The sequence below is a fragment of the Paramylibacter kogurei genome (assembly GCF_002742285.1).
GTDB classification, from domain to species: domain Bacteria; phylum Pseudomonadota; class Alphaproteobacteria; order Rhodobacterales; family Rhodobacteraceae; genus Amylibacter; species Amylibacter kogurei.
In genome coordinates this window covers 564506-590528 of record NZ_MDGM01000012.1, presented here as the reverse complement: position 1 = coordinate 590528, position 26023 = coordinate 564506, and the positions used below count along the sequence as shown (strand labels likewise).

General features: G+C 49.8%; 26 protein-coding genes and 1 tRNA gene. 15 read left to right on the top strand and 12 right to left on the bottom strand.

Annotated features, from left to right (window positions below; genetic code table 11):
- Nucleotide 1 precedes the first annotated feature (1 nt).
- The 3 genes from BFP76_RS08405 (at nucleotide 2) to BFP76_RS08395 (ending at nucleotide 1361) form a co-directional block, all read left to right on the top strand.
- Nucleotides 2–514: a hypothetical protein gene (locus tag BFP76_RS08405; RefSeq protein ID WP_205661393.1), complete on the top strand. Its 513-nt coding sequence runs from the start codon at nucleotides 2–4 to the stop codon at nucleotides 512–514.
- 69 nt (nucleotides 515–583) lie between these two features.
- Complete coding sequence (locus tag BFP76_RS08400; RefSeq protein WP_099592743.1) at nucleotides 584–946, top strand: DUF1304 domain-containing protein; 363 nt, start codon at nucleotides 584–586, stop codon at nucleotides 944–946.
- Between the two features lies 1 nt (nucleotide 947).
- Nucleotides 948–1361 carry a secondary thiamine-phosphate synthase enzyme YjbQ gene (locus tag BFP76_RS08395; protein WP_099592741.1) on the top strand — a complete coding sequence of 138 codons (414 nt, stop codon included), beginning with the start codon at nucleotides 948–950 and terminating at the stop codon, nucleotides 1359–1361.
- Nucleotides 1362–1425: 64 nt separating this feature from the next.
- Here BFP76_RS08395 and yghX read toward each other — a convergent pair whose 3' ends face one another.
- Nucleotides 1426–2313, bottom strand: coding sequence for a YghX family hydrolase (gene yghX / locus BFP76_RS08390; RefSeq protein WP_099592739.1), 888 nt, complete (start codon nucleotides 2311–2313; stop codon nucleotides 1426–1428).
- A gap of 156 nt (nucleotides 2314–2469) precedes the next feature.
- Between yghX and BFP76_RS08385 the strand changes: the two genes are divergently transcribed.
- The 3 genes from BFP76_RS08385 (at nucleotide 2470) to ribD (ending at nucleotide 4734) form a co-directional block, all read left to right on the top strand.
- The gene (locus BFP76_RS08385; protein ID WP_099592738.1) at nucleotides 2470–3060 is read left to right on the top strand and encodes a thymidine kinase; all 591 of its coding nucleotides are present in this window, start codon (nucleotides 2470–2472) and stop codon (nucleotides 3058–3060) included.
- Between the two features lie 106 nt (nucleotides 3061–3166).
- The gene (gene nrdR / locus BFP76_RS08380; protein WP_099592736.1) at nucleotides 3167–3637 is read left to right on the top strand and encodes a transcriptional regulator NrdR; all 471 of its coding nucleotides are present in this window, start codon (nucleotides 3167–3169) and stop codon (nucleotides 3635–3637) included.
- Nucleotides 3638–3639: 2 nt separating this feature from the next.
- Nucleotides 3640–4734 (top strand): bifunctional diaminohydroxyphosphoribosylaminopyrimidine deaminase/5-amino-6-(5-phosphoribosylamino)uracil reductase RibD, encoded by a 1095-nt coding sequence (ribD, locus tag BFP76_RS08375; RefSeq protein ID WP_240514008.1) that lies wholly within the window; start codon nucleotides 3640–3642, stop codon nucleotides 4732–4734.
- Here the strand turns inward: ribD and BFP76_RS08370 are convergent.
- The 3 genes from BFP76_RS08370 to BFP76_RS08360 form a co-directional block, all read right to left on the bottom strand.
- On the bottom strand, nucleotides 4731–6800 hold the full coding sequence (locus BFP76_RS08370) for a capsular polysaccharide biosynthesis protein (protein ID WP_099592734.1): 2070 nt from the start codon (nucleotides 6798–6800) through the stop codon (nucleotides 4731–4733). The two genes, ribD and BFP76_RS08370, sit on opposite strands and share 4 nt — an antisense overlap.
- Nucleotide 6801: 1 nt before the next feature.
- Nucleotides 6802–7923, bottom strand: a complete 1122-nt coding sequence (locus tag BFP76_RS08365; protein WP_099592733.1) for a polysaccharide biosynthesis/export family protein — start codon at nucleotides 7921–7923, stop codon at nucleotides 6802–6804.
- 87 nt (nucleotides 7924–8010) lie between these two features.
- Nucleotides 8011–9303: a capsule biosynthesis protein gene (locus BFP76_RS08360; RefSeq protein WP_099592732.1), complete on the bottom strand. Its 1293-nt coding sequence runs from the start codon at nucleotides 9301–9303 to the stop codon at nucleotides 8011–8013.
- 224 nt (nucleotides 9304–9527) lie between these two features.
- Here BFP76_RS08360 and BFP76_RS08355 point away from each other — a divergent pair, with 224 nt between their 5' ends.
- The 8 genes from BFP76_RS08355 (at nucleotide 9528) to BFP76_RS08320 (ending at nucleotide 16732) form a co-directional block, all read left to right on the top strand.
- On the top strand, nucleotides 9528–10133 hold the full coding sequence (locus BFP76_RS08355; RefSeq protein WP_099592731.1) for a riboflavin synthase: 606 nt from the start codon (nucleotides 9528–9530) through the stop codon (nucleotides 10131–10133).
- Nucleotides 10134–10142: 9 nt separating this feature from the next.
- Nucleotides 10143–10694, top strand: coding sequence for a 6,7-dimethyl-8-ribityllumazine synthase (locus BFP76_RS08350; protein WP_099592730.1), 552 nt, complete (start codon nucleotides 10143–10145; stop codon nucleotides 10692–10694).
- A complete protein-coding gene (gene nusB, locus BFP76_RS08345) occupies nucleotides 10691–11155 on the top strand; it encodes a transcription antitermination factor NusB (protein WP_099592729.1) in 465 nt (154 codons plus the stop codon). The genes BFP76_RS08350 and nusB overlap by 4 nt, the downstream gene beginning before the upstream one ends.
- Before the next feature lie 66 nt (nucleotides 11156–11221).
- Entirely contained in the window at nucleotides 11222–11785 is a 564-nt protein-coding gene (locus BFP76_RS08340) for a YceI family protein (protein WP_133117414.1), read from the top strand.
- Nucleotide 11786: 1 nt separating this feature from the next.
- Nucleotides 11787–12323 (top strand): cytochrome b, encoded by a 537-nt coding sequence (locus BFP76_RS08335; protein WP_165775686.1) that lies wholly within the window; start codon nucleotides 11787–11789, stop codon nucleotides 12321–12323.
- A gap of 63 nt (nucleotides 12324–12386) precedes the next feature.
- Entirely contained in the window at nucleotides 12387–13607 is a 1221-nt protein-coding gene (locus tag BFP76_RS08330) for an MFS transporter (protein WP_099592726.1), read from the top strand.
- A 57-nt stretch (nucleotides 13608–13664) separates the two neighbouring features.
- Nucleotides 13665–15380 carry a methionine--tRNA ligase gene (gene metG / locus BFP76_RS08325; RefSeq protein WP_099594008.1) on the top strand — a complete coding sequence of 572 codons (1716 nt, stop codon included), beginning with the start codon at nucleotides 13665–13667 and terminating at the stop codon, nucleotides 15378–15380.
- 59 nt (nucleotides 15381–15439) lie between these two features.
- Complete coding sequence (locus tag BFP76_RS08320; protein WP_099592725.1) at nucleotides 15440–16732, top strand: O-acetylhomoserine aminocarboxypropyltransferase/cysteine synthase family protein; 1293 nt, start codon at nucleotides 15440–15442, stop codon at nucleotides 16730–16732.
- 53 nt (nucleotides 16733–16785) lie between these two features.
- Here BFP76_RS08320 and BFP76_RS08315 read toward each other — a convergent pair whose 3' ends face one another.
- From BFP76_RS08315 to BFP76_RS08285, 7 genes are all read right to left on the bottom strand, one after another.
- Nucleotides 16786–18684 carry an acyl-CoA synthetase gene (locus BFP76_RS08315; protein ID WP_099592724.1) on the bottom strand — a complete coding sequence of 633 codons (1899 nt, stop codon included), beginning with the start codon at nucleotides 18682–18684 and terminating at the stop codon, nucleotides 16786–16788.
- 164 nt (nucleotides 18685–18848) lie between these two features.
- Nucleotides 18849–19268 carry a peptidoglycan-binding protein LysM gene (gene lysM, locus BFP76_RS08310; RefSeq protein WP_099592723.1) on the bottom strand — a complete coding sequence of 140 codons (420 nt, stop codon included), beginning with the start codon at nucleotides 19266–19268 and terminating at the stop codon, nucleotides 18849–18851.
- A gap of 97 nt (nucleotides 19269–19365) precedes the next feature.
- The gene (locus tag BFP76_RS08305) at nucleotides 19366–21156 is read right to left on the bottom strand and encodes an ABC transporter transmembrane domain-containing protein (RefSeq protein ID WP_099592722.1); all 1791 of its coding nucleotides are present in this window, start codon (nucleotides 21154–21156) and stop codon (nucleotides 19366–19368) included.
- 52 nt (nucleotides 21157–21208) lie between these two features.
- Nucleotides 21209–21282: transfer RNA gene (locus BFP76_RS08300), tRNA-Gly, on the bottom strand.
- Nucleotides 21283–21335: 53 nt separating this feature from the next.
- The gene (gene argE / locus BFP76_RS08295; protein WP_099592721.1) at nucleotides 21336–22493 is read right to left on the bottom strand and encodes an acetylornithine deacetylase; all 1158 of its coding nucleotides are present in this window, start codon (nucleotides 22491–22493) and stop codon (nucleotides 21336–21338) included.
- The gene (locus BFP76_RS08290) at nucleotides 22490–23683 is read right to left on the bottom strand and encodes a M24 family metallopeptidase (protein WP_099592720.1); all 1194 of its coding nucleotides are present in this window, start codon (nucleotides 23681–23683) and stop codon (nucleotides 22490–22492) included. The genes argE and BFP76_RS08290 overlap by 4 nt, the downstream gene beginning before the upstream one ends.
- A gap of 105 nt (nucleotides 23684–23788) precedes the next feature.
- On the bottom strand, nucleotides 23789–24511 hold the full coding sequence (locus BFP76_RS08285; protein WP_099592719.1) for a hypothetical protein: 723 nt from the start codon (nucleotides 24509–24511) through the stop codon (nucleotides 23789–23791).
- Between the two features lie 242 nt (nucleotides 24512–24753).
- Between BFP76_RS08285 and infC the strand changes: the two genes are divergently transcribed.
- On the top strand, nucleotides 24754–25296 hold the full coding sequence (infC, locus tag BFP76_RS08280) for a translation initiation factor IF-3 (RefSeq protein ID WP_099592718.1): 543 nt from the start codon (nucleotides 24754–24756) through the stop codon (nucleotides 25294–25296).
- Nucleotides 25297–25345: 49 nt separating this feature from the next.
- Here infC and BFP76_RS08275 read toward each other — a convergent pair whose 3' ends face one another.
- On the bottom strand, nucleotides 25346–25984 hold the full coding sequence (locus BFP76_RS08275) for a DUF1223 domain-containing protein (protein WP_276307915.1): 639 nt from the start codon (nucleotides 25982–25984) through the stop codon (nucleotides 25346–25348).
- Nucleotides 25985–26023 lie beyond the last annotated feature (39 nt).

Sequence of the window (26023 nt, the reverse complement as noted above, 5' to 3'; positions counted from 1 at the left end):
TTTGGCCATCAACACCACATCTTTAACCGGTGCGTGTGGCGAACACTATGTCATGGCGGAATTATTACGCCGTGACTTTATAGCAGCGCTGGCGCCACAAGGTGCTCCCAATATGGACATAGTCGTAACTGACGTGGACGGAACTAGTCTTTGCGGAATCCAAGTCAAAACGCGTAGAAACATTGGGAGCGATGGCGGGTGGCACATGAGACCAAAACACGAGATGTTTTCTGAGCCTCGAATATTTTATGTGTTCGTCGACCTAGGTAGTACGTTGAATGACGACTTACAGTTTTTTGTAATTCCTACTTCAATCGTAAGCAATGCCATTCGCGAAAGTCATCAAGCTTGGCTAAGTCGCCCGGGTAAAAACGGTCACATCCGAAAAGATAGTACGGTACGAAGACTTTTACCGGATTATAGCAAAGCTTGGCACCCTGATGAAACACCGTACCCTGCTGGTTGGCTTGAAGAGTATCGTGATGCGTGGAGCCTGCTCACTGAACTAACTTAATATGTATTTTCTCTCCCATTTTACAAACCTGCCCCACATGCTAGGTTCCTCCAAAAGGAACCGCATCCCATGTCCATGCTCGCCATCATTCTCGTTACTCTGATCGCCCTGCTCCACCTCTACATCGCGTGGTTTGAAATCTTTGCGTGGGAAACACGTGGGCCAAATGTGTTTGCGAGCTTCCCCAAGGATTTGTTCACACCAACCAAATCATTGGCGGCGAACCAAGGGATTTATAATGCGTTTTTGGCGGCTGGGTTGCTCTGGTCGCTGTTCATCAACGATCCCGTTTGGGCGCGTAATGTGGCAACGTGTTATTTGATCTTTGTCGCTGTGGCTGGGATCTTTGGTGCCGCAACCGCATCCAAAAAAATCCTCTATGTCCAAACGGTTCCTGCCACAATCGCCCTGCTCGCCGTGTGGTTCACATAAGATGCAGGATACATTCACAATCCACACCAACGGCCAAGGGTTGTATGAATTTACTCGCGACGTGAAATCGTGGATTTCAGGGGCAAGTGGTAACGGATTACTGACCCTGTTTGTGCAACACACATCTTGTTCGTTACTGATCCAAGAAAATGCCGACCCAGAGGTTCAGACCGATCTACGCAATTATTTTGCGCGTCTTGTCCCACCCACCAGTGATCCATCGATGTCATACCTCACCCACACCTACGAAGGCGTGGACGATATGCCCGCGCATATCAAATCGGCGATGATGCCCGTGTCGTTAAACATTCCCGTTTCAAACGGGCGTATGGCGCTGGGAACTTGGCAGGGGATTTATCTGTTTGAACATCGCGACGCGCCATATGCACGCCGCGTTGTTGCACATTTCGCCTGACAATCTGTCACACGGGTGTCTGACACATGTCGCACGGTTGTCCGACATGTGTCCTACGCAGCTTTTACGCCAAATGTTCGTTGAAAAATGCGATCGTGCGATCCCATGCCAATTTTGCCATGGCTTCGTCATAACGCGGCGTTGAATCGTTGTGGAAACCGTGATTCACGCCCTCGTAAATATGCGCGGTATAAGTTTTGCCATGTTCCTTAAGTGCTGCTTCATACGCTGGCCAGCCGGCATTCACGCGCTCATCCAGACCGGCATATTGCAACAACAATGGTGCTTGGATTTTTGGTACATCCTCGGCGCTGGCTTGGCGGCCATAAAACGGCACAGATGCCCCCATTTCAGGATAGGCAACCGCCAGCGCATTACACACGCCCCCGCCATAACAAAAACCAACCGCACCAACCTTGCCGGTACTGTCTGCGTGGTTCAACAAATGTTCAAACCCTGCGAAAAAATCGTTCATTAACTTGGTGTTATCCACCGTGGCCTGTAATTCCTTGCCCTTGACATCATTGCCAGGATAACCACCAACAGATGACAATCCATCAGGTGCGAATGCCAAAAATCCGGCCTTGGCAGCGCGGCGTGCAACGTCTTTGATATAAGGGTTCAAACCACGGTTTTCATGGATCACCAACACCGCTGGTAACTTGCCCGTCGCATTGGCGGGGCGCACCATGTAGCCTTCGATATCGCCATTGCCGTTTGGCGAATTATAGGTCTCGTAACTGGCCAAAATATCAGGGTCATTAAATGATACTTGTTCGGCCATCGCATAATCAGGCGACAACATATTCAGCAAGGCAACAGCGGTCATTCCACCCACTGCAAACTTGCCAGCCTTGTCCAAAAACTCGCGCTTGGACATTAAGCCATGAGCATAATAGTCATATAAATCAAGCAGTTCCTGATCGAAATCCTTTGCGGTCATTCTGTTCATTTTGGTCTCTCCTTGTTGGGGGTGTTTGACTTATACGGATCATAAACTGATTTCCGTCGCACTTGCGTTCAAAATTTCTTGAATATTTCTGCGTCCAAGCCTTGCCCGAATCCAAGCAATCCGCCACAAGGGTTGAACAGCGATTTGGGGGCGTTCATGGCAAAGTTATATTTCAATTATTCCACCATGAATGCGGGTAAATCAACGGCGTTGTTGCAAGCATCCTATAACTATCGCGAACGGGGCATGGATACGTTTTTGCTCACGGCTGCATTTGATGATCGTGCGGGTGCGGGCAAAATTGCATCGCGCATCGGCATTTCCCAAGATGCCACACGTTACACCAAAGAAACCGATCTGTTTGACACCATTCAATCGGCCTTGGCCAGCGATGAATTTGCCTGTGTTTTCATTGATGAGGCGCAATTTTTAACACCCGATCAGGTCTGGCAACTGGCGCGGGTTGTTGATGATCTGAACGTGCCCGTAATGTGTTATGGATTGCGCGTGGATTTTCTGGGCCATGCGTTCCCCGGATCGGCAGCATTGCTTGCCATGGCCGATGAAATGCGAGAGGTCAAAACAATCTGTTGGTGCGGGAAAAAGGCGACAATGGTTGTGCGCAAAGACGCCAAGGGAAACGTGCAAAAATCAGGTGATCAGATCCTGATCGGCGGCAACGATACCTATGTTTCGCTGTGTCGAAAACACTGGCGTGCGGCCATCGGTGATGACGCTGCGCACTAGTCATTCATACATTATTTAGTGTTGCGCAATAGACTCTACCCAAGCAGTGCCAAATAATTTATAGTTATCCACAATAAAAAGAAGAAAACATCGAGGAACAGGCCAAATGAGATGTCCGTTTTGTGGAAATACCGACACCCAAGTCAAAGATAGCCGCCCTGCGGAAGATCACGTCGCCATTCGCCGGCGTCGTTTCTGCCCCGCATGTAGCGGGCGTTTTACAACATACGAACGCGTGCAATTGCGCGATTTGGTTGTGGTGAAAAAGAACGGCAAACGCGAAGATTTCGATCGTGATAAATTGGATCGCTCGATCCGTATTTCCATGCAAAAACGCCCAATCGAACCTGAACGCGTTGATCAAATGATCAGCGGCATCGTTCGCCGCCTTGAAAGCCTTGGCGATAGCGATGTCGATAGCGATAAAATCGGTGAAATCGTCATGGACGCATTGGCGCGGATTGATACCGTGGCCTATGTGCGTTTTGCCTCGGTTTACAAAAACTTTCAGGCCGCCGATGATTTCGAAGATTTCGTTCACGAATTGCGCCCACCTGCCCCCAAAGAAGACAAATAACCATGCCGTCGCGTTCCATTGATGAACGCTGGATGCGCCTCGCGCTCGCATTGGGTGCGCGCGGATTGGGGCGTGTCTGGCCCAACCCATCCGTAGGCTGTGTTATTGTCAAAGACGGAATTGTTTTGGGGCGCGGATGGACCCAACCCACAGGCCGCCCTCATGGCGAGGTTGTCGCGCTTGCACAAGCGGGCAACGCCGCACGCGGCGCAACGGCCTATGTCACATTGGAACCTTGCGCACATCATGGCAAAACACCCCCATGTGCACAGGCGTTGATTGATGCGGGCATCAAACGTGTTGTTTGCGCCACCCAAGATCCCGATGATCGCGTTAGTGGCAAAGGGTTTCAATTGCTGCGCAATGCGGGGATTGCCGTTGAAACGCAATGCCTGCAAGAACAAGCAGATGCCGCGCATATCGGTTTTTTCACGCGCATCACCAAGGGGCGCCCGATGGTGACGCTCAAGCTCGCCAATAGCATTGATGGGCGCATTGCAACCCGCACAGGCGAGAGCCGATGGATCAGCAATGCACAATCACGTGCCTATGTGCACATGCTGCGTGCAAATCATGATGGGGTCATGGTTGGGCGTGGAACATCATTGGCTGACAATCCTGATTTGCGCATTCGCACCAATGGGTTGGATGATCGCAATCCTGTACGTATCGTCTTGGACAGCAATCTGAAAACACCAACGCAAAGCGTGCTTGGCCAAACCACGGATGAAACACCCGTTTGGATGTGTCACGGTCATGCGGCGGATACCACCGCTTGGGGCAGCACCACCGCGAATTTGATACAATGTGCAAATTCCACAAACGGTTTGGATTTAAACGATGTGTTACAACAACTTGGCGCTCGCGGATTAACCCGTGTTTTATGCGAGGGTGGTGGCACATTGGCCGCAGGATTATTAAGCGCCAATCTGGTGGATCAATTGATCACGTTTCAGGCAGGCGTTGCCATCGGCGCTGATGGTGCGGCATCACTTGCATCAATGGGTATTGACAAACTGTCCGATGCACCGCGCTTCACATTGAAATCGTTGGATAAATTCAATGGTGATGTGATGGCCACATGGGCGCGATCCTAGCGCCACAAATAAGCATAACTGGCAAACACACCTTGTAATTTTGCCAGCATCCGCACCCCAAATCCTGATGCGCCAAATTGTTTATTTTCAAACCGTTCAACCACAGTTTCAATCGGACATGGCGCACCCGTTACGGGATCCCAATACATTGGATAATCAATCAAACTGGCATGAACCAATTGATCCAAATTGGGCCGCGCAATGCGCCGCGACGGGGGCGAAATCTGATCATCGGTCAATCCCCAACCCGCATAAAACGGCATTCCAAAACAGATGACAGTTTTGCCGTGCAACAATGCCTCGAACCCCGTCAATGACGTAATGGTTGCCACCCGATCAACCTGCCCGAGCAAGCTGGCAATATCCACATCGGTTGCAACCTTGTTGACCAATCCGTTCAATACCTCACGTTCCACCACACCTTTGCGCAAACCTGCCGCAACATCGGGGTGAGGTTTATAAATCAAGTAATCATTGGGATATATCTGGCGCGTGGCCCATACCAAATCTTTGTTGGTGCGCACATCGCCCGCACCGGTCAAAATGGATGCGTCATCCTCGACTTGGCCTGGGATCAAAATCACCTTTTGGCGACCTGTTGGATTAATATCCAATGTCGCCCCATCAAGGTTATATTTTGAAAGGCCAAGTTTCACATATGCTTGGCGAATTTTACGCGCGCGTTCGCATTGCTGTGCGTTCAATTTTGCGCTGTGATTAATATGATGTTCCAACCTGCTCTCGCGTTTGGGATCATAGTAAATCCCCAAATCATCAAACACCAACGACGCTGGGCGCACCAAGGCCGCACCCAAACCACCAGAGCGTAAAAAACCATCTTCGACACGGATAAGAGAAACGTTTTGCCGTGCGGCCTCTGCCGCCATATTCGCAGGTTCTTTGCCTGCCCAAACGTGCAATTGTGCCTGATTTGCACGGGCAAGATTAACAGCGAAACTCGCATCCGATGAAAAGCGGATTTCGCTGTTTGCAGCGCTTAAATAGCGACGCAAAAACCCGCGTTTCCACAAGCGCATGCCATAGGCAACAATGGGTTTTCGCGCCACAATCCATGCACGACGCCGCGCAATCATCACCTGTGCCGTTTTGAAAAAATCCGATGCGCGATCAAAATAAGGATCGTACCAGCGTGTGTATCGCAAATAAGCCGCCCAGAATAATTGTTCTGCACTGCGTTTTTCATGTTGGGTTTGGTCAGGATTACGATCATCGCTTAACCCCCAACCCGCATAAAACGGGCGGCCAAACACGATCGGTTTTTTACCCGCAAAAATTGCCTCTAGCCCCATTTGCGATGTCACGCAATAAATCGCACTGGCCCGATCAAACAGATGCCACGGCGAACAAGCGTCATCAAACAAAATCGTATTGTCATCAATATCGGTTTTTTGAAAATGACCTTTGCGTTTGCCTGCGTTGGTTTCAGGGTGCGTTTTGATCAGAATAGTTTTATCGGGATGTTCTGTTCGCGCCATCAACAGCATGGATGCAAATGTGTTTGCATCACCCCCACCAAGCGTGATGGATGCATCACCACGGGTTTGATCGATCACCAAAACGAATTCGTCAGGTAACACAGGTGGGGACAAATCATTGGCGTTGTATTTTGTCAGATGCGTTTCACGCAGCGCCTGAATTCCTGCCTTTGCCCGTTCCAATTCCAAGGGGCGCATATTTTGCGCATTCACGATGAAATCATGTAATTCGCTGGGTTTTCCCGTGTCAAAATAAACACCGGATTTATCAATGATAACGCTTAAACTTGGCTCACCTTGGCGACCGGTGCGAATAGAACGCACAAACCCATCTTCGATGGTGACCATCGGCACTTGGCGCCAATCTGCGATCATACGTCCACGCCGATAGGTTCGCTTGCGCCCCCAGACACCCACGCTATCGCGTTGCTTTCGTGGAATGCCTATGCGGACCGACCAACCGCTCGCGCGTAAAATACGGCGAATACGCGGGCGAAACACCAAACCCAAACTGTAAACGTAAAGACGCGGTCGCGCTGTGCCCTGCCCCGTCTTTGGTTTTGTGCTCATACTATTCCAATGTGCGGTTGATTTGCCCTGCGGTGCTGATGGGTGACAACAAAGAGCTGAGAACCTTGGTGAATTGGTAATAAGGTGCCTCTGTCACATAAAGCGTATCACCATCGCGAATATCAAAATCACGCGCGGTGAACAAACCGTTCGCCTTGGTTAGGTTCAACACATATGCCATGCGCACAGGTTCCGTAATATCGGAACGGTTCAACACCGTATTGGCCACGGATGCAGGTTCATCGCGGATCACAAACACACCTGTTGGATCAGATGTTTGCCCAGACAAACCACCCGCATAAGCAACCGCTTCCAGCGCGCTCATGGTTGGTTTTGGAAATGTTGTTAAACCCTGTGATGAAATAGCGCCAAGCACGGAGAAACGGCGAATGTCTTCTTCGACGATGATCCGATCACCTGGGCGCAGGTGGATGTCTTGGTCCACATGTTCATATAAATCACGCAACCAAATTGAACCACGGTTTTTACCGCGCACAACGGTGATGCGGGTTACTTCTGGTTCGGTGTTAACACCGCCAGCACGTGCCAACATACCCGACAGATGGGTCGTTTCCTGTTCAATTGGATAAACACCTTGGATACCCGAACCGATGACGGACACGCTAGAACCACCGCCAGAGGCGCGGCGCACGATCACTTGTGGGTCAGGCGTTTGGCTAGCCAGAATATTTGTCAAAATGCGGCGCAGATTATCAGGTGTGCGCCCTGCTGCGCGAATGCGACCTGCGTATGGAATAAAGATATTGCCAGAACGATCGACCTGAATTTCATTCAGGTTGGATGGCACGCCAGCCGTGCCCAAAACACCAATTTCAACGTTTTCATAAACGGAAATCACCAAAACATCGCCCGGACGCACCAGATCCGTAACCACCGCGCCAGAATTGCGGAATTCCGCGCTAAACCCAGAGCGCAGCGCCAAATTGGCCGTTTTCGCAACCCGATCATCAACCCCGATAACATAGGCATTGCCGCCTTTGTTCACGCTACCTTTGTAGATTTCCGATTTGTTTGGCCCTGTGCGTGGCAAGATTGCACAACCAGCCAGCGCAGCGGAAACACCAAGTATCGTTGCGAATTTGATGACTTTTGTAAAATTCATTTATTGCTCCTCAAAGCAGCGCATTATGATTCTGCCCTGAAGTATCCTCAACGCAATGACGAATTTCTAGCAAAGATAGAATGACATTTACAGTACTAGTTTCAACTGTTGCACGGGTGCAGCATCAGATTGCAACAACAGATCATATGGATCACGATCCGAAAGCACCATATCAACCACTTGACGTGCTAAACGCACACGGCTGGTGCGGGCATAAAACCCGCCAGAAACCTGTGATGTGGCCAATAAATAACGGCGATAATCGCGATATGCGTTTAAATCTGGTTTGCGCGGATGGGCGAAAAATTCCCCCAACGGTTGGTTTGATGTAAATTCTGGTTTTGAATACACACTGTTGCCCAATGCACGAATAGGCAGCCCGCGCCACAACGCCTGTTGTGCAGCCGTGGAATTCACCGTGACGACGGAACGTGCATAATCCAACAGTTCCGCCAATTTGCCGCCGCGAATAAAATGGAGCCGCGCCGATAGCCCCTGTTTTTGTGCCATTTTCCGCGCCATGTGTTCCAAGGGTATGCGGTAATCTTCCAGCGGGTGCGCCTTGATCACCAAATGATGGTGGCGCGGTGCATTTGCGGCGAATTCTGCGATACACAGATCCATAAATTCGCTGGTGGATTCAAAATCGCTATGGTCTTGAATGGATGCATCATGCGACAGCTGCAACAACACAAGATGATAAACATCCCCGCTTCGTTTTAACCGTCGCGTCGCGGCGAAACGCAATGCCGAATGCATCGGCAGGCCAACCAATTTTTTAAAGTGATGCCAAAATTCACGTGATACGGGCAAGTTGCGATGGGGGCGATAATGGGGATAATTTCCATTTCGAAACATCACATGCCAATGATACATCGCACCAAAAAAGATGTGCTTGCGCATATCACCCCAACGCGCCGGTGCCTCTGGCTGGGTTTCGTCAATTTTAGCGAGCGATTTGCGCATATCCGTTACGCTCATATCCATCAGGCGCGAATGCCCATTCACACCGCCACGTTCATATGTTGCCCAATAGGGGCGCAAATATCCTTCTTCGAAACAATGGATGGTAATGTTGTGGGATTTGGCGATTTTAATCGCAATTTTATGATGTGTCCGCACATCCCCATATAAAACCAAATCGGTGACTCCCTGCCCCAACATGTTTTCGAAAAATGCTGGCCATTGGTCGGCTTGATCGCTGAATGCAACATAGGTTTGATGGTCGCGCCAATAATGGCGATCACCTTGGTTGAAGCCAATTTTGGTTACCTTCGCACCAGATGCCATCAATGTCCGTGACAATTCAAAGAAAAACGGACCGTGCGGGCCTTGCAAAAACACAAAGTGCTTTTGATTTTGCGATGCCTTTTCAGACATTTACATCCCCTTGTACGATCACCAATTATGAACAGATAATATCTGACAGTTATTTATCAATACAACAACAATAATCGTTTAACATGGCCAGATCATGGCGAATGAGAAAGTTTGAAACAATTCTGTGCGAAGGTGTGGTTTTATGTATAAGGTATTCACGCGGTTAGGCTTGCACGCCACGCAAACAAAATATATCTGCGCGATAACTGTAAAAGGATAATGTTGTGTTCACTGGGATCATCACCGACATCGGCGAAATCATCGAATTGGAACAACGCGGCGATCTGCGCGCGCGTATTAAAACCGCATATAAAATCGACACCATTGATTTGGGTGCATCCATCGCAAATGATGGTGTTTGCCTGACTGTTATCGAAACAGGTGCCGATTGGTTTGATGTTGAAATTTCCGCAGAATCCGTTTCCAAAACCAATATCGGTGCGAAACAAAACGGCTGGAAACTTGGCCGATCTGTGAATTTGGAACGTGCCTTAAAGGTGGGTGATGAATTGGGTGGGCATTTGGTGTCTGGCCATGTTGATGGCATCGCAATCATCACGGATATTCAAAACGATGGCGACAGCACGCGCGTGGAATTCGAAGCACCCGAAGCATTGGCAAAATTCATTGCCCAAAAGGGTTCTGTCACATTGAACGGCACGTCATTGACCGTAAACGGGGTGAATGGAAACCGATTTGATGTCAATTTGATCCCGCATACCAAAACACACACCACTTGGGGTGATGTGGCGCTAAATGATCAGGTGAATTTGGAAATTGATACCTTGGCGCGCTATGTGGCGCGTCTGGTTGAACTGCGACAAATATAGGGGGTTGTGATGCTGGGTGCGACAAAAACAAATGTGAAACCAAAACTTGATTTTGGTGACAACCCACCACGCGTGATTGTTATATCTGCGCAATATTATAGCGATGTTGAACAAGCATTGGTTGATGGTGCGCGCGAACAGTTACGCCAATCTGGTGCTGACTTTGAAATTCATCAGGTTCCTGGCGTGTTGGAATTGGCGCCTGCGTTGCGCATGGCGATAAACACGGGGAAATTTGACGCCTATGTCGTTTTGGGCGGGGTTGTTGATGGCGATATTGCTCAAGAAACAATTTATGCTCAATGCGTTCAGGCCATTACCCAGATCAGCACACAAGGCTTTGCCATTGGGATGGGCGTCATCTGTTCCGACAGCCGTAAAAACCTTTTGAAAGATGCCAATGTCAAACGCGGTGATGCAGGCGGTGATGCCGCAGCCGCCGCTTTGCACTTGATCTCGCTGTTCAGAAAGTTAAACGGCGAAAAGAAGGGCATCGGCTTTAAGCCTGCTAGTGAACATATTTTGATTGCTGAACGCGATCAGGGAAAAAAGACAACATGACAGGCACAGACAGACGCCAAATGAAATCAGCCTCGCGGCTATACGCTGTTCAGGCGTTATTTCAAATGGAAGCATCCGATCAAACCATGGACGAGGTGCGCCAGCAATTCATTGACCACCGATTTGGTGCAGAAATGGCCGAAGGTCAGATGGCCGATGGCAATGTCGCCCTGTTTGAATCCCTGATATTCGAGGCGGTGAATTCGCAGGCCAAAATTGACCAAATGACTGACAAAGCATTGGTTGCAAAATGGCCAATTGACCGGATTGATCCAACCTTGCGTGCATTGTTTCGCGCAGCGGGCGCAGAATTGGTGCTTGGCAACACACCACCGCGTGTCGCCATCAGCGAATATGTTGACGTCGCCAAGGCGTTTTTCCCCGAAGGTCGCGAAGCGAATTTTGTTAATGCCGTTTTGGATCACATGGCACGCGCCATTAACCCAGAGGCATTCGCCTAATCACGCAAGCTTTGCTTGCTAAGCTGCCCGCAATCTGACCATGATACACCATAGAGAGGTGTGCATGTGCGATTGGCTGTGATCATATCAACCATCCTGTTATCCGTGCAAATGTCATTTGCTGCGCCGATCAGCTATGACATTGACAAGGATGCGAGTATTGTTGGTTTCACCTATCGGTTTGGCCCAGAAACCATCATGGGCAAGTTCAATGATTATGACGCCGAATTGCGTATTGATTTTGACCGCGTGAAAAACAGTACCGTGAATGTGCGCCTTGATACAACCAAGGCCACGGCGGGGTTTCCATTTGCCACCCAAGCATTGCGTTCAAAGAAAATTTTGAACGTAGATAACTTTCCCAATATTACCTTTCAATCAACCAACATCACTGGGGGTGGGAATACCGCCACGATCAATGGCAATGTGACAGTGCGCGGCATCACCAAACCATTGACCCTCACGGCAAAGCTATTTCGTGCAGTTGGTACAACCGCGGATGAACGTGACAACCTCACCATCAAAATCACTGGCCAGATTGATCGTACAGAGTTCGGTGCGACAGGTTACGCCAAAGAGGTTGGCGATATTCTTCGCATCGCAATTGATGCAAAAATACAGGCGCAATAACATGTGGCGCAATTCCAAGGATCGTTTCGGCACGATAACAAAATCATTTCACTGGGTGATGGCGCTTTTGATCATGGCGATGTTTGGGTTGGGGCGATATATGACGGGTCTGCCACCCAGCCGTGATTTAATTTATTACTATGGTTTGCATAAATCTTTTGGCATATTGCTGATCGCGCTGATCGTGATGCGTATATTTTGGCGCAAATCAAACCCTGCGCCAAAACCTTTGGGTGATGATGCGCGTGCCAATCGGTTGGCGGAAATTATGCATCGCATCCTGTATCTGTTGATGGTCTTGGTCCCATTGCTCGGCTGGGCGGGCAGTTCGGCGAGCGGATTGGGCGCATCGTTTTTCAACCTGTTGAACATGCCAAATATCGCGCCCGAAAATGAAACGTTAGAACTGTTATTATTTCGCATACATGAAATTGCCGCCACCCTTTTGGTGATCCTCGCGCTCGCCCATGCGGGGGCGGCATTGTATCGCCATTTCATCAAACGCGATGACACGCTTCGCCGTATGACAATACGTTAACATTCCCCTCTTTCTTAATCGGAAAAAACTGCCATAGTGCAAAAAACAGCACGGCAGTTTCCAATGCGTCTTTTAATTTCCTTCGCGGCACTTTTGTTTTCAATCACCCTGTTGCAATTGTCATCAGGTGCGATTGGCCCGTTGGATGTATTGTCTGGCATCCAAGAAGGTTTCACGACCACACAAATTGGGTTGCTTGGGTCGTCCCATTTTCTGGGATTTTTTATCGGTTGTTGGTGGTCACCGCGATTGATCGGTACCATTGGGCATTCGCGCGCATTTGCGGTTTTTGCGGCGATGGGTGCGATTGGGGCGCTGGCGCATCCCATCATCATCGGCCCAAATGTTTGGGCATTTTTGCGCATCCTAAGTGGTCTGTGCGTCGCGGGATGTTACACCGTGATCGAAGCATGGTTTCAAGCGAAACTCACCAATGAAATTCGCGGGCGCGTGATGGGTGCATATCGTGTGGTCGATATTTCTGCGTCTGCTTTGGCGCAAACCATGATCGCGTTTTTGGAACCTGCATCATATGTGTCATACAATATCCTCGCGATATTGGCCTGTGCCTGTATTTTGCCGCTAACACTTACCACATCGCAACAACCCGCCGTGCCATCCGCGCCACGCCTCCACCCGATCCGCACCGCAATCACATCACCACTTGGTGTGGCAGGTGTGGTTGTCGCCGGTGTTTCATCTGCGGCGTTTCGTATGGTCGGCCCAATTTACGGCAGCGAAATTGGATTAACGCGCAGCCAAATTGGTACGTTTCTGGCGACGGTTTTAATCGGGGGGGCGATTGCACAATTTCCAGTCGGGTATCTGGCCGATAAATTTGATCGCCGTTGGGTGCTGATCTGGTTGTCACTGGCCAGCATCGCGGTTTGTATTCTGCTCACCATGTTTGGGAATACCCATCCGATGGGCGTTTATGCAATGGCAGCATTATTTGGATTGACGACATTTCCAATTTTCTCCGTCTCAGCCGCCCACGCCAATGATTTCACCACCGCTGAAAAACGTGTGGAATTGAACGCATCCCTGATGTTTTGTTATGGTATCGGCGCAATTTTTGCGCCGTTAATCGCATCAAGCCTGATCCAATCGCATGGCCCAACAGCGCTGTTTGCATTTATATCCATAGCGCATTTTGGTCTTGTCATTTTTGGCGGCTGGCGCATGTTGGCGCGTCCTTCCGCCGCCAAGCGTACCAGCTATCGCTATATGCCCCGCACATCATTTCAAATTGGCAAGCTGTTAAAGAGACAAAAACGCGACTAGCAGTCGGCGATGGTTTGCGTTAAATCACACCAAACACGCAATAGAATGGTACGCAATATGTCACGCACCCTGATTACATCCGCCCTGCCCTATATCAACGGCATCAAACATCTTGGCAATCTTGTCGGGAGCCAATTGCCATCTGATGTATACGCCCGATACTGTCGCGCCATCGGGCACGAGGTGATGTATATCTGTGCCACTGATGAACACGGCACACCCGCCGAATTGGCCGCGGCCAAGGCTGGCAAAGATGTCGCTGATTTTTGTGCAGAAATGCATGATGTTCAGGCCGAATTGGCGCGTGGTTTTCGCCTGTCGTTCGATCATTACGGGCGATCGTCCAGCCAGCGCAACCATACCCTGACCCAGCATTTCGCAGGGCGTTTGGCCGATGCAGGCATGATCGAAGAAGTGTCCGAAAAACAAGTTTATTCAAACGCCGATGGTCGTTACCTGCCCGATCGTTATATCGAAGGCGAATGCCCCAATTGTGGATATGATGGTGCGCGCGGTGATCAATGTGAAAACTGCACGAAACAATTGGAACCAACCGATTTGATCAACCCACGTTCCGCAATTTCTGGATCAACGGATTTGGAAGTGCGCGAAACCAAACACCTGTATCTGCGCCAATCAAAGCTGCGCGATAAATTGGATGCATGGATTGATACCAAATCCGACTGGCCCGTTTTAACCACATCAATTGCCAAAAAATGGCTTCATGATGGGGATGGATTGCAAGATCGCGGGATTACGCGTGATCTGGATTGGGGTGTTCCCGTCAAACGTGGTGACGCCGAATGGGGCGGCATGGAAGGCAAAGTATTTTATGTTTGGTTCGATGCCCCCATCGAATATATCGCCGCCACCGCAGAATGGGCCGATGCCAATGGCAAAACCGATGCCGATTGGGAACGCTGGTGGCGCACGGATAAGGGCGCGGATGATGTGAATTACGTCCAATTCATGGGCAAGGATAACGTCCCCTTTCACACGCTGTCATTTCCGGCCACGATTATGGGATCGGGTGAACCTTGGAAATTAGTCGATTACATTAAATCGTTCAATTACCTCAATTATGATGGCGGTCAGTTTTCCACATCCAAAGGGCGCGGCGTTTTCATGAACGAAGCCTTGGATATCCTGCCATCCGATTATTGGCGCTGGTGGTTGATGACCCACGTTCCAGAAGGATCGGATAGCGAATTTACTTGGGACAGTTTCCAACAAGGTGTGAACAAAGATTTGGCCGATGTCTTGGGAAATTTCGTATCACGCATCACCAAATTTTGTCGTGCCAAATTTGGCGAAGAGGTCCCCGCAGGGGGCGAATATGGTGCGGCGGAATTGGATGTGATTGCAACAATCACTGCTCGCCTTAAATCATATGAAACCAATATGGCGGCGATGGAAATGCGCAAGGCCACAGGTGATCTGCGCGCGATTTGGGTTGCGGGCAATGAATATTTGCAATCGGCGGCACCTTGGACTGTGTTCAAGGAAAACCCAGATGCGGCGGCAACATCTGTGCGTTTTGCATTAAACCTGATCCCGCTTTATGCAGCATTGTCTGAACCATTCATCCCTGACGCCGCAAAAACCATGGCAGATGCGATGAATGTAGATATTGCTTGGCCAACGGATGTTTCTGTGGCGCTTAACGCCTTGCCTGCAGGGCATGCGTTTAACGTGCCAGACGTAATGTTTGCAAAAATCAGCGATGATCAACGCGATGAAATGCAAGCAAGGTTTGCGGGGCAAAACGCCTAAGTTGATTGCAAAGTAGATTGGTGGGGATATAGTCGACCCGTGATTTAACGGAGGACACAATGACCGATACCCCCACCCTTGGCTTTGATACATTACAGGTGCATGCAGGTGCGGAACCTGATCCCGCCACTGGCGCGCGCCAAACCCCGATTTACCAAACAACCGCCTATGTTTTTCGCGATGCGGATCACGCGGCGAAATTGTTCAACCTAGAAGAAGTTGGATATATCTATTCGCGCCTGACCAACCCAACGGTTGGTGCATTGCAAACGCGCATCGCTGCCCTTGAAGGTGGCGCTGGTGCCGTATGTTGTTCATCAGGTCACGCGGCGCAATTGATGGCGCTGTTTCCATTGATGTCGCCGGGTAAAAACGTGATCGCATCAACGCGCCTTTATGGTGGGACGGTGCAGCAATTCAACCAAACCATCAAAAAATTCGGCTGGTCCGCGAAATTTGTCGATTTTGACGATTTGGACGCGGTCAAGGCTGCGATTGACGATGATACCCGTGCTGTATTTTGTGAATCCATCGCCAATCCGGGTGGATATATCACCGATCTGGATGCGATTTCAGCGATTACAGATGATGCTGGCATTCCGTTGATCGTGGATAACACATCCGCCACCCCATATCTGTGCAACCCCATTAAACATGGTGCGACATTGGTTGTGCATTCGACCACAAAATACCTGACGGGGAACGGCACGGTCACAGGTGGTGCGGTTGTGGATTCTGGCAAATTTGATTGGTCGGCTTCGGATAAATTTCCGTCCCTATCCGCACCAGAACCCGCGTATCATGGAATCAAATTTCACGAGGCATTGGGCCCGATGGCATTTACCTTCCATTCCATCGCCATTGGATTGCGCGATTTGGGTATGACAATGAACCCACAAGCGGCGCATTACACGTTGATGGGTATTGAAACACTTAGCCTGCGCATGGAAAAACATGTGTCCAACGCGATCGAGGTTGCGACATGGCTTGAAAATGATCCACGGATCACAGCCGTGACATATGCAGGGTTAAAATCATCACCTTATCATGGGCGCATTGCGAAAATCTGTCCCAAGGGTGCGGGTGGCCTGTTCACCGTCGCGGTGAAAGGCGGTTATGATGCCTGTGTGAAATTGGTAGATAGCTTGAATCTGTTTAGCCATGTGGCCAACCTTGGCGACACACGTTCATTGGTGATTCATTCGGCATCCACCACACATCGCCAGTTAAGCGATGAACAACGTGCGGCGGCAGGTGCGGCATCTGATGTGGTGCGTTTGTCAATCGGGATCGAAGACCCCAAAGATTTGATTGCTGATTTGGATCAAGCACTTAGCGCGGCAACAGCCTAAAGCAAAAAGAGCGCGGAAATATCCGCGCTCTTTTCACATTATGTGGTGTGGAATTATTGCCATTCCCATGGGCGAACAAACCCACCCAACGCGGCAGTGACCGCCGCATCATCAGCGTCACCAGTTTTGCTGAGACGCGCAACAAGACCACGCTTTTTATCCTCGATAACTTCACTCACTTCTGCGCCAATCCCGGCATCAGCCAGCGCAGCATTGTAAACGCGGGTGATTGCAGAACGACGTAGATCAGGTTTAAAGATTTTCCCAACGGCCGTTTTTGGCAATTCATCCATGATTTCAATGTATTTTGGCACGGCGGCGCGTTCTGGAACATGTTCTTTACAGAAATTTTCCAGCTCTGCGATATCCACCTGTGCACCATCGTTAAGTTCGACATAAACACATGGCAATTCACCTGCTTTGGCATCGGGTTGTCCGATGGCACCTGCGAATGCAATTGCGGGATGGCCTGCCAATGCTTCTTCGATCAAGGCGGGGTCGATGTTGTGACCACCACGAATAATCAAATCCTTGGCACGCCCTGTGATCCACAAATAACCGTCACTGTCGATACGGCCCAAGTCACCCGTGCGCAGATACCCACCATCGGCAAACAAACCGTTATTTTTTGCCGCTTCGGTATAGGTTTCGCCAACCGCAACACCTGGGTTTGACACACAGATTTCGCCAACCTCGTCCACACCCATTTCTTTCGTAACTTTGCCAGCAGCATCGCAATCCAAAATGCGCACATCGGTGTGTGGCAATGGAATGCCCACAGACCCAACCTTGCGCAACCCGTCCTTGGGATTACAAGACACAAGACATGTTGCCTCTGTCATGCCATAACCTTCGACAATTTCAACACCCGTGACGGATTGGAATTTTTTGAACAATTCAATTGGCAAAGGTGCAGAACCACAAAATGCCGCATCCAATGTGGAAATATCCGCATCACCCACAGGGCGTTGCAGCAACGCCGCCGCTGCAGTTGGCACCGTAACCATGAACGTTGCACCCCAGCGATCAATCAATTTCCAGAAATTATCAAACACGCCATCCCCGCGATACCCCGCTGGGGTTGGCAACACCATATGTGCACCTGAATGCATACAGCCAGCCCAAATCGGATAGGCCGCAAAAACGTGGAACAATGGCAATGGGCACAGCACCACGTCATTTTCAGAATACAGCAAACGCCCACCGATCCAACCGTTATAGATCACGCCTGAATGGCGGTGCTGGGCGATTTTGGGCATGCCCGTTGTGCCACCCGTATGGAAATTCGCACAGAAACGATCATCTAGGTTTTCTTCGAAATCCAGAGCATCACCATTTTGACGTGCCAATGATTTATCAAAATCAATCACATTTGCCGTATGGGTCACTGGGTTTTTGGGACGGATCAATGACGCAATCCAAGATGTTGGTGGCGTCAGATGTTTGATCAGATCAATTTCGATAACTGTTTTCACATTTGGCGCTGCTGCCACCGCAGCCGCCGCCAATTGTGCAACTTCGGTTTTTGGAAATGCCTTGAGCGTTACCAAAACCTTGGCGCCAGTTTCACGCAACAATGCCGCGATTTGATCGGGTTCAAGTGTTGGGTTGATCGGAGCGACAACGCCCGCTGTCATACCACCAAGCAACGTGATCAGTGTTTCATGTGTTGTTGGCAATAAATATGCCACCACATCTTTTTCGCCAACACCAAGTGAACGAAACAGGTTCGCCGCCTGTGTCACATTGCGTTTCAATTCGGTCCAGGTCAGGGTTGTTGCCTTGTCCTTTGGCCCCGATTTAATTTGAAAACTTACCGCGTTGTTATTTGGAAAACGCGCAGTGGTTTTTGATAGCTGTTGATAAACAGTTTTCGATTCCCAAGCGGATCCTAGTGGCTCTTTTTGTTCAACCGCCGTGATATCGGCGACGTCGCGAAATGGATATGTCAATGTGTTCCTCCCAAAACAGGCAGTCTGTGCTGCTCTTATAGGGGCATAGCATGGTGAAAAAACACATCACGAGCAAGGCTTACGGTACGTACAAATGCAAAAAAGGGCGGGAAAACCCGCCCTTGATCTAAATTTCGTTCCGTCAATTGTATAATACGAAAGGATTATACTGGAATACGCAGAACTTGACCTGGGTAAATTTTGTCAGGATCGGACAACATTGGTTTGTTTGCCTCGAAAATCGCTGTGTATTTTGCGCCATTGCCCATTGTTTTTTCCGCAATCGCCCAAAGCGTGTCGCCCTTTTCAACGGTGTGGAATGTACCACCGCCACCTGCGTTGTCTTCGACACCTGCAACGCCTTCAACGTTACCAACCGCAAGAATGATTTTTTCTTTGGTTTCCTGATCGACGGCATTGCCACCTACGGTCACTTTGTCACCATCAACAGAAATATCCAGACCAGATGCATCCAGACCCAGCTCTTCGATTTCTTTTTTCAGAACATCTGCTGTTGGTTCAGCAGCCTCTGCCGCGCCAAACAAAGATTTACCGGCATTTTTCACAAAACTTAACAGACCCATCGGACTCTCCTTTTAACTTTTGGGCGATTTGTCCGCCCCGTCTAAGACTTGGGGCGGCTTGGGTTAAATTGCAAGTAAATCCGAGAAAAAAATCGAATTAAACATGGTCCGTGAATTGTAGTTTTGCCAATTGAGCATACAGCCCACCTTGTTTGACCAGCTCGCTATGCGTACCTTGTGCAACAACGCGCCCTTCATCCAGAACGATGATGCGATCGGCCTTTTTGACGGTTGCCAAACGGTGCGCCACGATCAAGGTTGTGCGTTCCTTTGCCAATGCATCCACTGCCTTTTGCACGGCTTGTTCGCTTGCCGCATCCAATGCCGATGTCGCCTCGTCCAGCAACAGGATCGGCGCGTCGCGCAAAATAGCGCGTGCAATGGCAAGACGTTGTTTTTGCCCACCTGATAACATCACACCGCGTTCGCCAACGTCGGATTCATACCCATCTGGCAGTGCAGATAAAAAATTATGTGCCGCGGCGGCTTTGGCGGCATCGATCACTTCTGCGTCTGTTGCATCAGGGCGACCAAAGCGAATGTTTTCCATTGCAGACGTTCCAAAAATAACCGCATCTTGGGGAACCAATGCGATATGTTTGCGATAATCTTCGCGTGCCATATCGGTGATTTTCACACCATCAATGGATATGGAACCCGCGGTCAGATCATAAAACCGCAACAACAATTGAAACACGGTCGATTTACCCGCGCCAGACGGGCCAACCAACGCCACAGTTTCCCCTGCTTTGATATCAAGCGTGAACCCATCAAGTGCAGCAACCTTGGGGCGTGCAGGGTATCGGAATGTGACATTATCAAACGCAATCGCACCACGCACAGGTGATGCCAGTGATTTGGGCGCATCGGGATCTTCGACCAAATCATCGGCATTTAACAATTCAACCAATCGCTCGGTCGCACCCGCCGCACGTTGCATTTCACCCCAAAATTCAGCCAATGCGCCAACGGAACCAGCAACCATCACCGAATAGATCACGAATTGCACCAAAACACCGGCGGACATATTGCCATCGCGCACATCACGTGCGCCAATCCATAACACCGCAACAACACCGGTAAAGATCAAGAAGATCACGATCATGGTCATGATCGCGCGCATGCCGATGCGTTGGCGTGCGGCTTCGAATGCTTGTTCAGTTACTCGTGAAAATGTACCACGGCTTGTGGCCTCGTGGGTAAAGGCCTGAACCGTTTGTGCGGCCAATAATGTTTCCGATGCATTGCCCGAACTTTGCGCGATTTTGTCTTGGTTCAATTTGGACAGAACCCGCACCTTTTTCGACATGGTGAAAATCGGGATCAACACAAATGGCACCAATAACAACACCAACCCCGTTAATTTCGCCGATGTGAACAACATCAAAATCAAGCCACCGACCAAAATCAACATGTTGCGCAACGCATATGAAATATAAGACCCGATCACCGACAGGATCAGCGATGTATCTGTTGTGATGCGGCTTAACACCTCGCCCGTCATAAGTTTTTCATAAAATGCGGGGCTCATCCCGATCATTTTATTATAAACGGCTGTGCGAATATCCGCGACAACCCGTTCGCCAAGGCGGGTAACAAAATAATACCGAAACGCCGTACCAATCGCCAACAACGCAGCGACAAAAATCGCAATCATGAAATAACGATCCATGATCGACACATCATCGGTGTTAAACCCATCCACTACTTGGCGCACGGCCAGTGGCATGATCAATGAAATTGATGCGGTAAAGGTCAACATGAATAACGCAGCAATCGTCATCCATTTATATGGCTTAAAAAAGGGATAGAGGCCGCGCAACGCGCCGACATCTTTGCCCTTGGCGCGTTCTTCGGAAATCGCGGCTGTGGATTCGGGTGTAGACATGCGCAAATGAGTATCGCTTACATCACGCTTGGACAAGTCAAAGATAAGGGAATGGAGCGGGTGATGGGAATCGAACCCACGTATTCAGCTTGGAAGGCTGCTGCTCTACCATTGAGCTACACCCGCTTACCCTTCGTTTACCCAAAACTTTGGGGGATATGCAAGCGGTGAATGCGAAATTATACCAACTTATCGCCCAAACGTTTTAACATTGCCAAACAGGTATCAAGCTGCGACAGATCGACGTATTCATCAGGCTTGTGCGCTTGTTCAATGCTGCCCGGCCCACAGATAACTGTGCTAATCCCGTTTTGTTGAAATAATCCCGCTTCGGTACCAAAGGCAACAACATCGGTGGAATTGCCACCTGTCAATTCTTGGACGATTTTCACCGCCGCGCTATCGGGTTCGGGTTCCAACCCGTCCACCTCTGATGCGAAGGTTTCGGCGATATCGGCGGCGGGTGATTTGGCCTGCATTTCTGGGCGCAACACATCGTCAACAAATCGTTGCATTTCACCGCGCAGATAAGTGTGATCGGATTTTTGCACCACGCGCATTTCCCAGCCCACGGTTGCGGTATTTGGCACCACGTTATGGGCAACGCCTGACTGAAATTCGCAAATGCTGGATGTGGAATGCGGGGGGTCAAACGGTGAATTTTTTGGCGCCATTGCGGGCAGATTTGCGCGCACCTCCATCAACTTGGAAACAAACCGCGTCGCATATTCCAACGCGTTAACACATAAATCAGGTTGGCTAGAATGCCCCTCCACCCCTGTGAATTGCGTGGTGTATTCACAACATCCCTTATGACCCTTGATAATGCGCATTGAGGTTGGTTCACCCACAATACAGACGGACGGTTTCAACCCTGATTTCACCAATTCGTCAATCAACACGCGCGCGCCCAAACACCCCACCTCTTCGTCATAGGTGAACGCGAAATGCACCGGTATTTGTAAATCGAGCGTTGCGTAATGCTTGGCGCAAACCAAGCTGGCGGCGATGAAACCTTTCATGTCGCACGTCCCGCGCCCATAGAGCCGCCCCGCACTTTGGCGCATTACAAATGGATCATGTGACCACTTTTGCCCCGCAACAGGAACAACATCTGTGTGACCTGACAAAATGATGCCCCCATCAACATCTGGCCCAAGGGTTGCAAATAAATTCGCTTTGCCTTCCACCGCCGATGACAACACACATTTCGCGCCCAAATTTTCAAGATATTCTTGGATCCATGCAATACATTCTGCATTGCTCTGTGATGATATGGTTTCAAACCCAATCAATCGATCCAAGATTTCAATTGTTTCGCTTAAATCATTTGTCATTTTTTCACGAACAGCTTTCTGGGAACATCTGCAAGCGGTTGTGCAGCGCCGGTTGCGCATATGCGCAGTGTTTCTGTGATTTCCAATCCCCAATCAGGCATCCACAATGCGGGCATGAAATGGAATGTCATGTTGGGTTCTAAAACGGTGTCATCCTCTGGTCGGATCGAATAGGTTCGCTCGCCCCAATCTGGTGGATAGCTTAGGCCAATGGGATATCCACAACGCCCATCACGCTCGACCCCATATTTGTTTAACACCGCATAAAATGCACGCGCCACATCGCCCGTGGTATTGCCCGCAACAGCGGCGTTTATCCCCGCATCAATCCCCTCTAGCACCACTTGTTCAGCGTGGGTGATATCCTTGGGCGGTTCACCGAGCCATATCGTGCGACTAAGCGGGACATGGTATCGTTTGTAACATCCAGCCAGTTCAAAAAACGTACCTGAATTATTGGGGATGGGTTTGTCGTTCCATGTTAAATGTGCGGCGGCGGCCTCTTCTCCGGTTGGTAACAACGGGCAAATCGCGGCGTAATCGCCACCAAAAATACCATCGCTATCCTCTGCCCCCCAAATTCCCGTGCGATAAATTTCAGCGGCAACTTCGTTTTTGCGCTTACCTGGTTCGAAAATCTCAAAAACCCGCGCGTGCATTTTTTCGACAATCCGTGCTGCGCGGTTCATATAGGTTAGCTCGGTTTCGGATTTCACCGCGCGTTGCCAATTGATTAACGCGGTGGCATCCACAAACTTTCCGCCATGCGCGTTCGTTAAAACCGCATGTGCCTTGGCCGAATAATAATAATTTTCCAGCTCCACACCAAGTGTCAGATGCCCCCAGCCACGATCATTCATCGTATGCGATAAATGTTCCATGGCGTGGCGTTCTGTGGACATCACATAATTGTCTGGATAACCGATGATATCGTCCATCGCCATATAACAGGTTTTACTCGCCCCTACCGCATCCATTGCACGCCCCCAATATACGGGATCACCTGTGGGGCCGATGATCACGCCCTGATGAACATAAAAGCTCCAGCCATCATAACCAGTCAGCCATGCCATATTGCTGGGATCGCAGGTAAACAGAACCTCGATACCACGTGCGGCCATTTCTGTGCGCACTGCGGTTAATCGGGATTTATATTCTTGGCGGGTAAAGGGTAGTTCGACGTCTGGCATTTCATTCTCCTGAATTATGCTAATCAGTGAATGATGCGAAAATCAAAATATTTCGCACAAAAAAGGCCACCCGAAGGTGGCCCAATTCGCGCGCGTGGCGGGGAATTAATTCCCCGTTGTTGTTTCCAATAATTTCTTGGCTGCATCTGTTGCGGCCTCTGTCGCTGCATCTTTGGCGGCTTCTACGGCCTCTGCTGCTGCGTCTTTTGCTGCTTCTGTTGCGGCTTCTGTAATGGTTTTTTCAGCTTCTTCTGACATTTCTTCTGTCACGGCTTCTTCGACAGCATCGGTCGCGGCCTCTGTTGCTGCTTCTTCAACTGCTGTTTCTGCAGCTTCTGTTGTTGCTTCCATTGTTGCTTCTGATGCGGCTTCTGTGGCTGTATCCGCAGCCTCTGTTGCCATTTCAGTTGCACCTTCAACAGCGTTTGTTGCGGCATCTTTCACAGCGTCTGCTGCGTCACCTGCAACATCACCAACAGCATCTGTCACTGATTTTGTACCATCGATCACAGATTCAACGGCGTCCGTTGCGCTTTCGGTTACGGCGTCTGCAGCCTCTGATGCGGCGTTGGCGGCGTTATCTTTCATCGCTTCAACAGCTTCGCTTACCGCTGAACCGGCTTCGGTTGCGGCATCTGTCGCACCTTCGGTCACAGCCGTTGCGGCATCTGTTGCGGTTTCAGTAACGGCACCCGCGGCATCGCCTGCGGATTCAACTGCGGTTTCTGTTGCTTCTTTGGCCGCTTCCATTGGGTTTTCTTTGGTCAGGAACCAATATCCACCAGCCAAAACAGCCAAAACGATTATCAAAGACAGTATTTTATTCATAATTACCCCATTCGGTTGCGCCACGGGGGATCGCGACGCTTACATCGCGTATGTGTGTGTAATTTAGCAAAGTATCAACCGCCAAGCCTAAAAAGTTACTTATTTACCCTCACTTCGGCGAAATCTTGCAAGAATCCTTGACCATTGCGCCATAAAGCGCGAGTTAGTCACCTGTGGTTGCCAAGATGTGCAATCATACCTACATTGGCCAAATACGTTAACAATACAAAGGATTTAAGACCATAGCCCGTAGACCACACCATGCGCCACCACAGCGCGATACTGGACCCCGCGCGAACGAGCGCATCAATGCCCCCGAAATTCGATTGATTGGCGCAGACGGCGAAAACATCGGCGTTGTGACCCCTCAACGCGGCCTTGAACTGGCCGAACAAGCAGGATTGGATATTGTCGAAATTTCGCCAAATGCCAAACCGCCTGTTTGTAAGATCATGGATTTGGGCAAGTTCAAATACGAACAACAAAAACGCGAGGCAGAAGCCCGCAAAAACCAAAAGACCATCGAGATTAAAGAGGTCAAATTCCGCCCCAACACGGATAAGCATGATTTCGAAGTAAAAATGCGCAACGTGATGAAGTTCTTGGAAAACGGTGACAAGGTGAAAATCACCATGCGATTCCGTGGTCGTGAAATGGCCCACCAGAACCTTGGCTTGGATTTGCTAAAACGCGTAGAAGAAGCCGTTGGCGAAACGGGTAAGGTTGAAAATCGACCCAAAACCGAAGGCCGCCAAATGACCATGATGATTGGTCCAAGCAAATAAAAACAAAGGCTGGGTTAATCCCAGCCTTTTTCGTTTGCACCCGTTTATATTACTGTAATTTTCGCGCGGCCAGTATCGGGCCAAGCTTTTCACCTTGGACGATCACGGCCAAGGGTTCATCGCGTTCCAAATCATAAGTAAGGTTCAACGGCGTAGATCCGTTCCATTGTGCGATGGTTTCCCATTGCGACACCACATTGGTATATTCAATTGTGCGCCCACCATTTTCACCGTGGCCAATTTTCACACGTTCCATCGGTTTGAAATAAACCAGTTGAACACGTGAACGCCCCACTGGTGCGCTGGCTTTATCCAACTGCACGGTCAAGGTTTTGTTGTGACGTGCGATATTCAAAACGGCGCGTTCTTTCAGCGCGCGCGCCTTGGCGATATAGTCTTCGATCAAACGTGGGCTTTTGCCCGTACCACCTGCGACCTGCCCGACACCGTGTACAATCATTTGTGGTGTGACCAGACGATAGCGCGTGGACAGAATTGTGTTGTATGTGGATTGGCGCTTGCTAAATTTCGCCTGTGCGAATTTGTCTTTCCATCCCAGATAATCCCAATAATCCACATGAAGCCCCAAACCAATGACATCGTCATGCTTTGAAAGCTCGGTCAATATCTTGTCCGCCGGAGGACAGGAAGAACACCCCTGACTTGTGTATAATTCCAAGACTACCATTTTTTGATCTGCTTGGGCTGCGCCCATTCCAAAACAAAC

Excerpts from the sequence above, each read along its gene's own strand:
- BFP76_RS08400 (WP_099592743.1), top strand. The coding sequence starts at position 584 with ATGTCCATGCTCGCCATCATTCTCGTTACTCTGATCGCCCTGCTCCAC.
- BFP76_RS08395 (WP_099592741.1), top strand. The coding sequence starts at position 948 with ATGCAGGATACATTCACAATCCACACCAACGGCCAAGGGTTGTATGAA.
- yghX (WP_099592739.1), bottom strand. The coding sequence starts at position 2,313 with ATGAACAGAATGACCGCAAAGGATTTCGATCAGGAACTGCTTGATTTA.
- BFP76_RS08385 (WP_099592738.1), top strand. The coding sequence starts at position 2,470 with ATGGCAAAGTTATATTTCAATTATTCCACCATGAATGCGGGTAAATCA.
- nrdR (WP_099592736.1), top strand. The coding sequence starts at position 3,167 with ATGAGATGTCCGTTTTGTGGAAATACCGACACCCAAGTCAAAGATAGC.
- ribD (WP_240514008.1), top strand. The coding sequence starts at position 3,640 with ATGCCGTCGCGTTCCATTGATGAACGCTGGATGCGCCTCGCGCTCGCA.
- BFP76_RS08370 (WP_099592734.1), bottom strand. The coding sequence starts at position 6,800 with ATGAGCACAAAACCAAAGACGGGGCAGGGCACAGCGCGACCGCGTCTT.
- BFP76_RS08365 (WP_099592733.1), bottom strand. The coding sequence starts at position 7,923 with ATGAATTTTACAAAAGTCATCAAATTCGCAACGATACTTGGTGTTTCC.
- BFP76_RS08360 (WP_099592732.1), bottom strand. The coding sequence starts at position 9,303 with ATGTCTGAAAAGGCATCGCAAAATCAAAAGCACTTTGTGTTTTTGCAA.
- BFP76_RS08350 (WP_099592730.1), top strand. The coding sequence starts at position 10,143 with ATGCTGGGTGCGACAAAAACAAATGTGAAACCAAAACTTGATTTTGGT.
- nusB (WP_099592729.1), top strand. The coding sequence starts at position 10,691 with ATGACAGGCACAGACAGACGCCAAATGAAATCAGCCTCGCGGCTATAC.
- BFP76_RS08335 (WP_165775686.1), top strand. The coding sequence starts at position 11,787 with ATGTGGCGCAATTCCAAGGATCGTTTCGGCACGATAACAAAATCATTT.
- BFP76_RS08330 (WP_099592726.1), top strand. The coding sequence starts at position 12,387 with ATGCGTCTTTTAATTTCCTTCGCGGCACTTTTGTTTTCAATCACCCTG.
- metG (WP_099594008.1), top strand. The coding sequence starts at position 13,665 with ATGTCACGCACCCTGATTACATCCGCCCTGCCCTATATCAACGGCATC.
- BFP76_RS08320 (WP_099592725.1), top strand. The coding sequence starts at position 15,440 with ATGACCGATACCCCCACCCTTGGCTTTGATACATTACAGGTGCATGCA.
- lysM (WP_099592723.1), bottom strand. The coding sequence starts at position 19,268 with ATGGGTCTGTTAAGTTTTGTGAAAAATGCCGGTAAATCTTTGTTTGGC.
- BFP76_RS08305 (WP_099592722.1), bottom strand. The coding sequence starts at position 21,156 with ATGTCTACACCCGAATCCACAGCCGCGATTTCCGAAGAACGCGCCAAG.
- argE (WP_099592721.1), bottom strand. The coding sequence starts at position 22,493 with ATGACAAATGATTTAAGCGAAACAATTGAAATCTTGGATCGATTGATT.
- BFP76_RS08290 (WP_099592720.1), bottom strand. The coding sequence starts at position 23,683 with ATGCCAGACGTCGAACTACCCTTTACCCGCCAAGAATATAAATCCCGA.
- BFP76_RS08285 (WP_099592719.1), bottom strand. The coding sequence starts at position 24,511 with ATGAATAAAATACTGTCTTTGATAATCGTTTTGGCTGTTTTGGCTGGT.
- BFP76_RS08275 (WP_276307915.1), bottom strand. The coding sequence starts at position 25,984 with ATGGTAGTCTTGGAATTATACACAAGTCAGGGGTGTTCTTCCTGTCCT.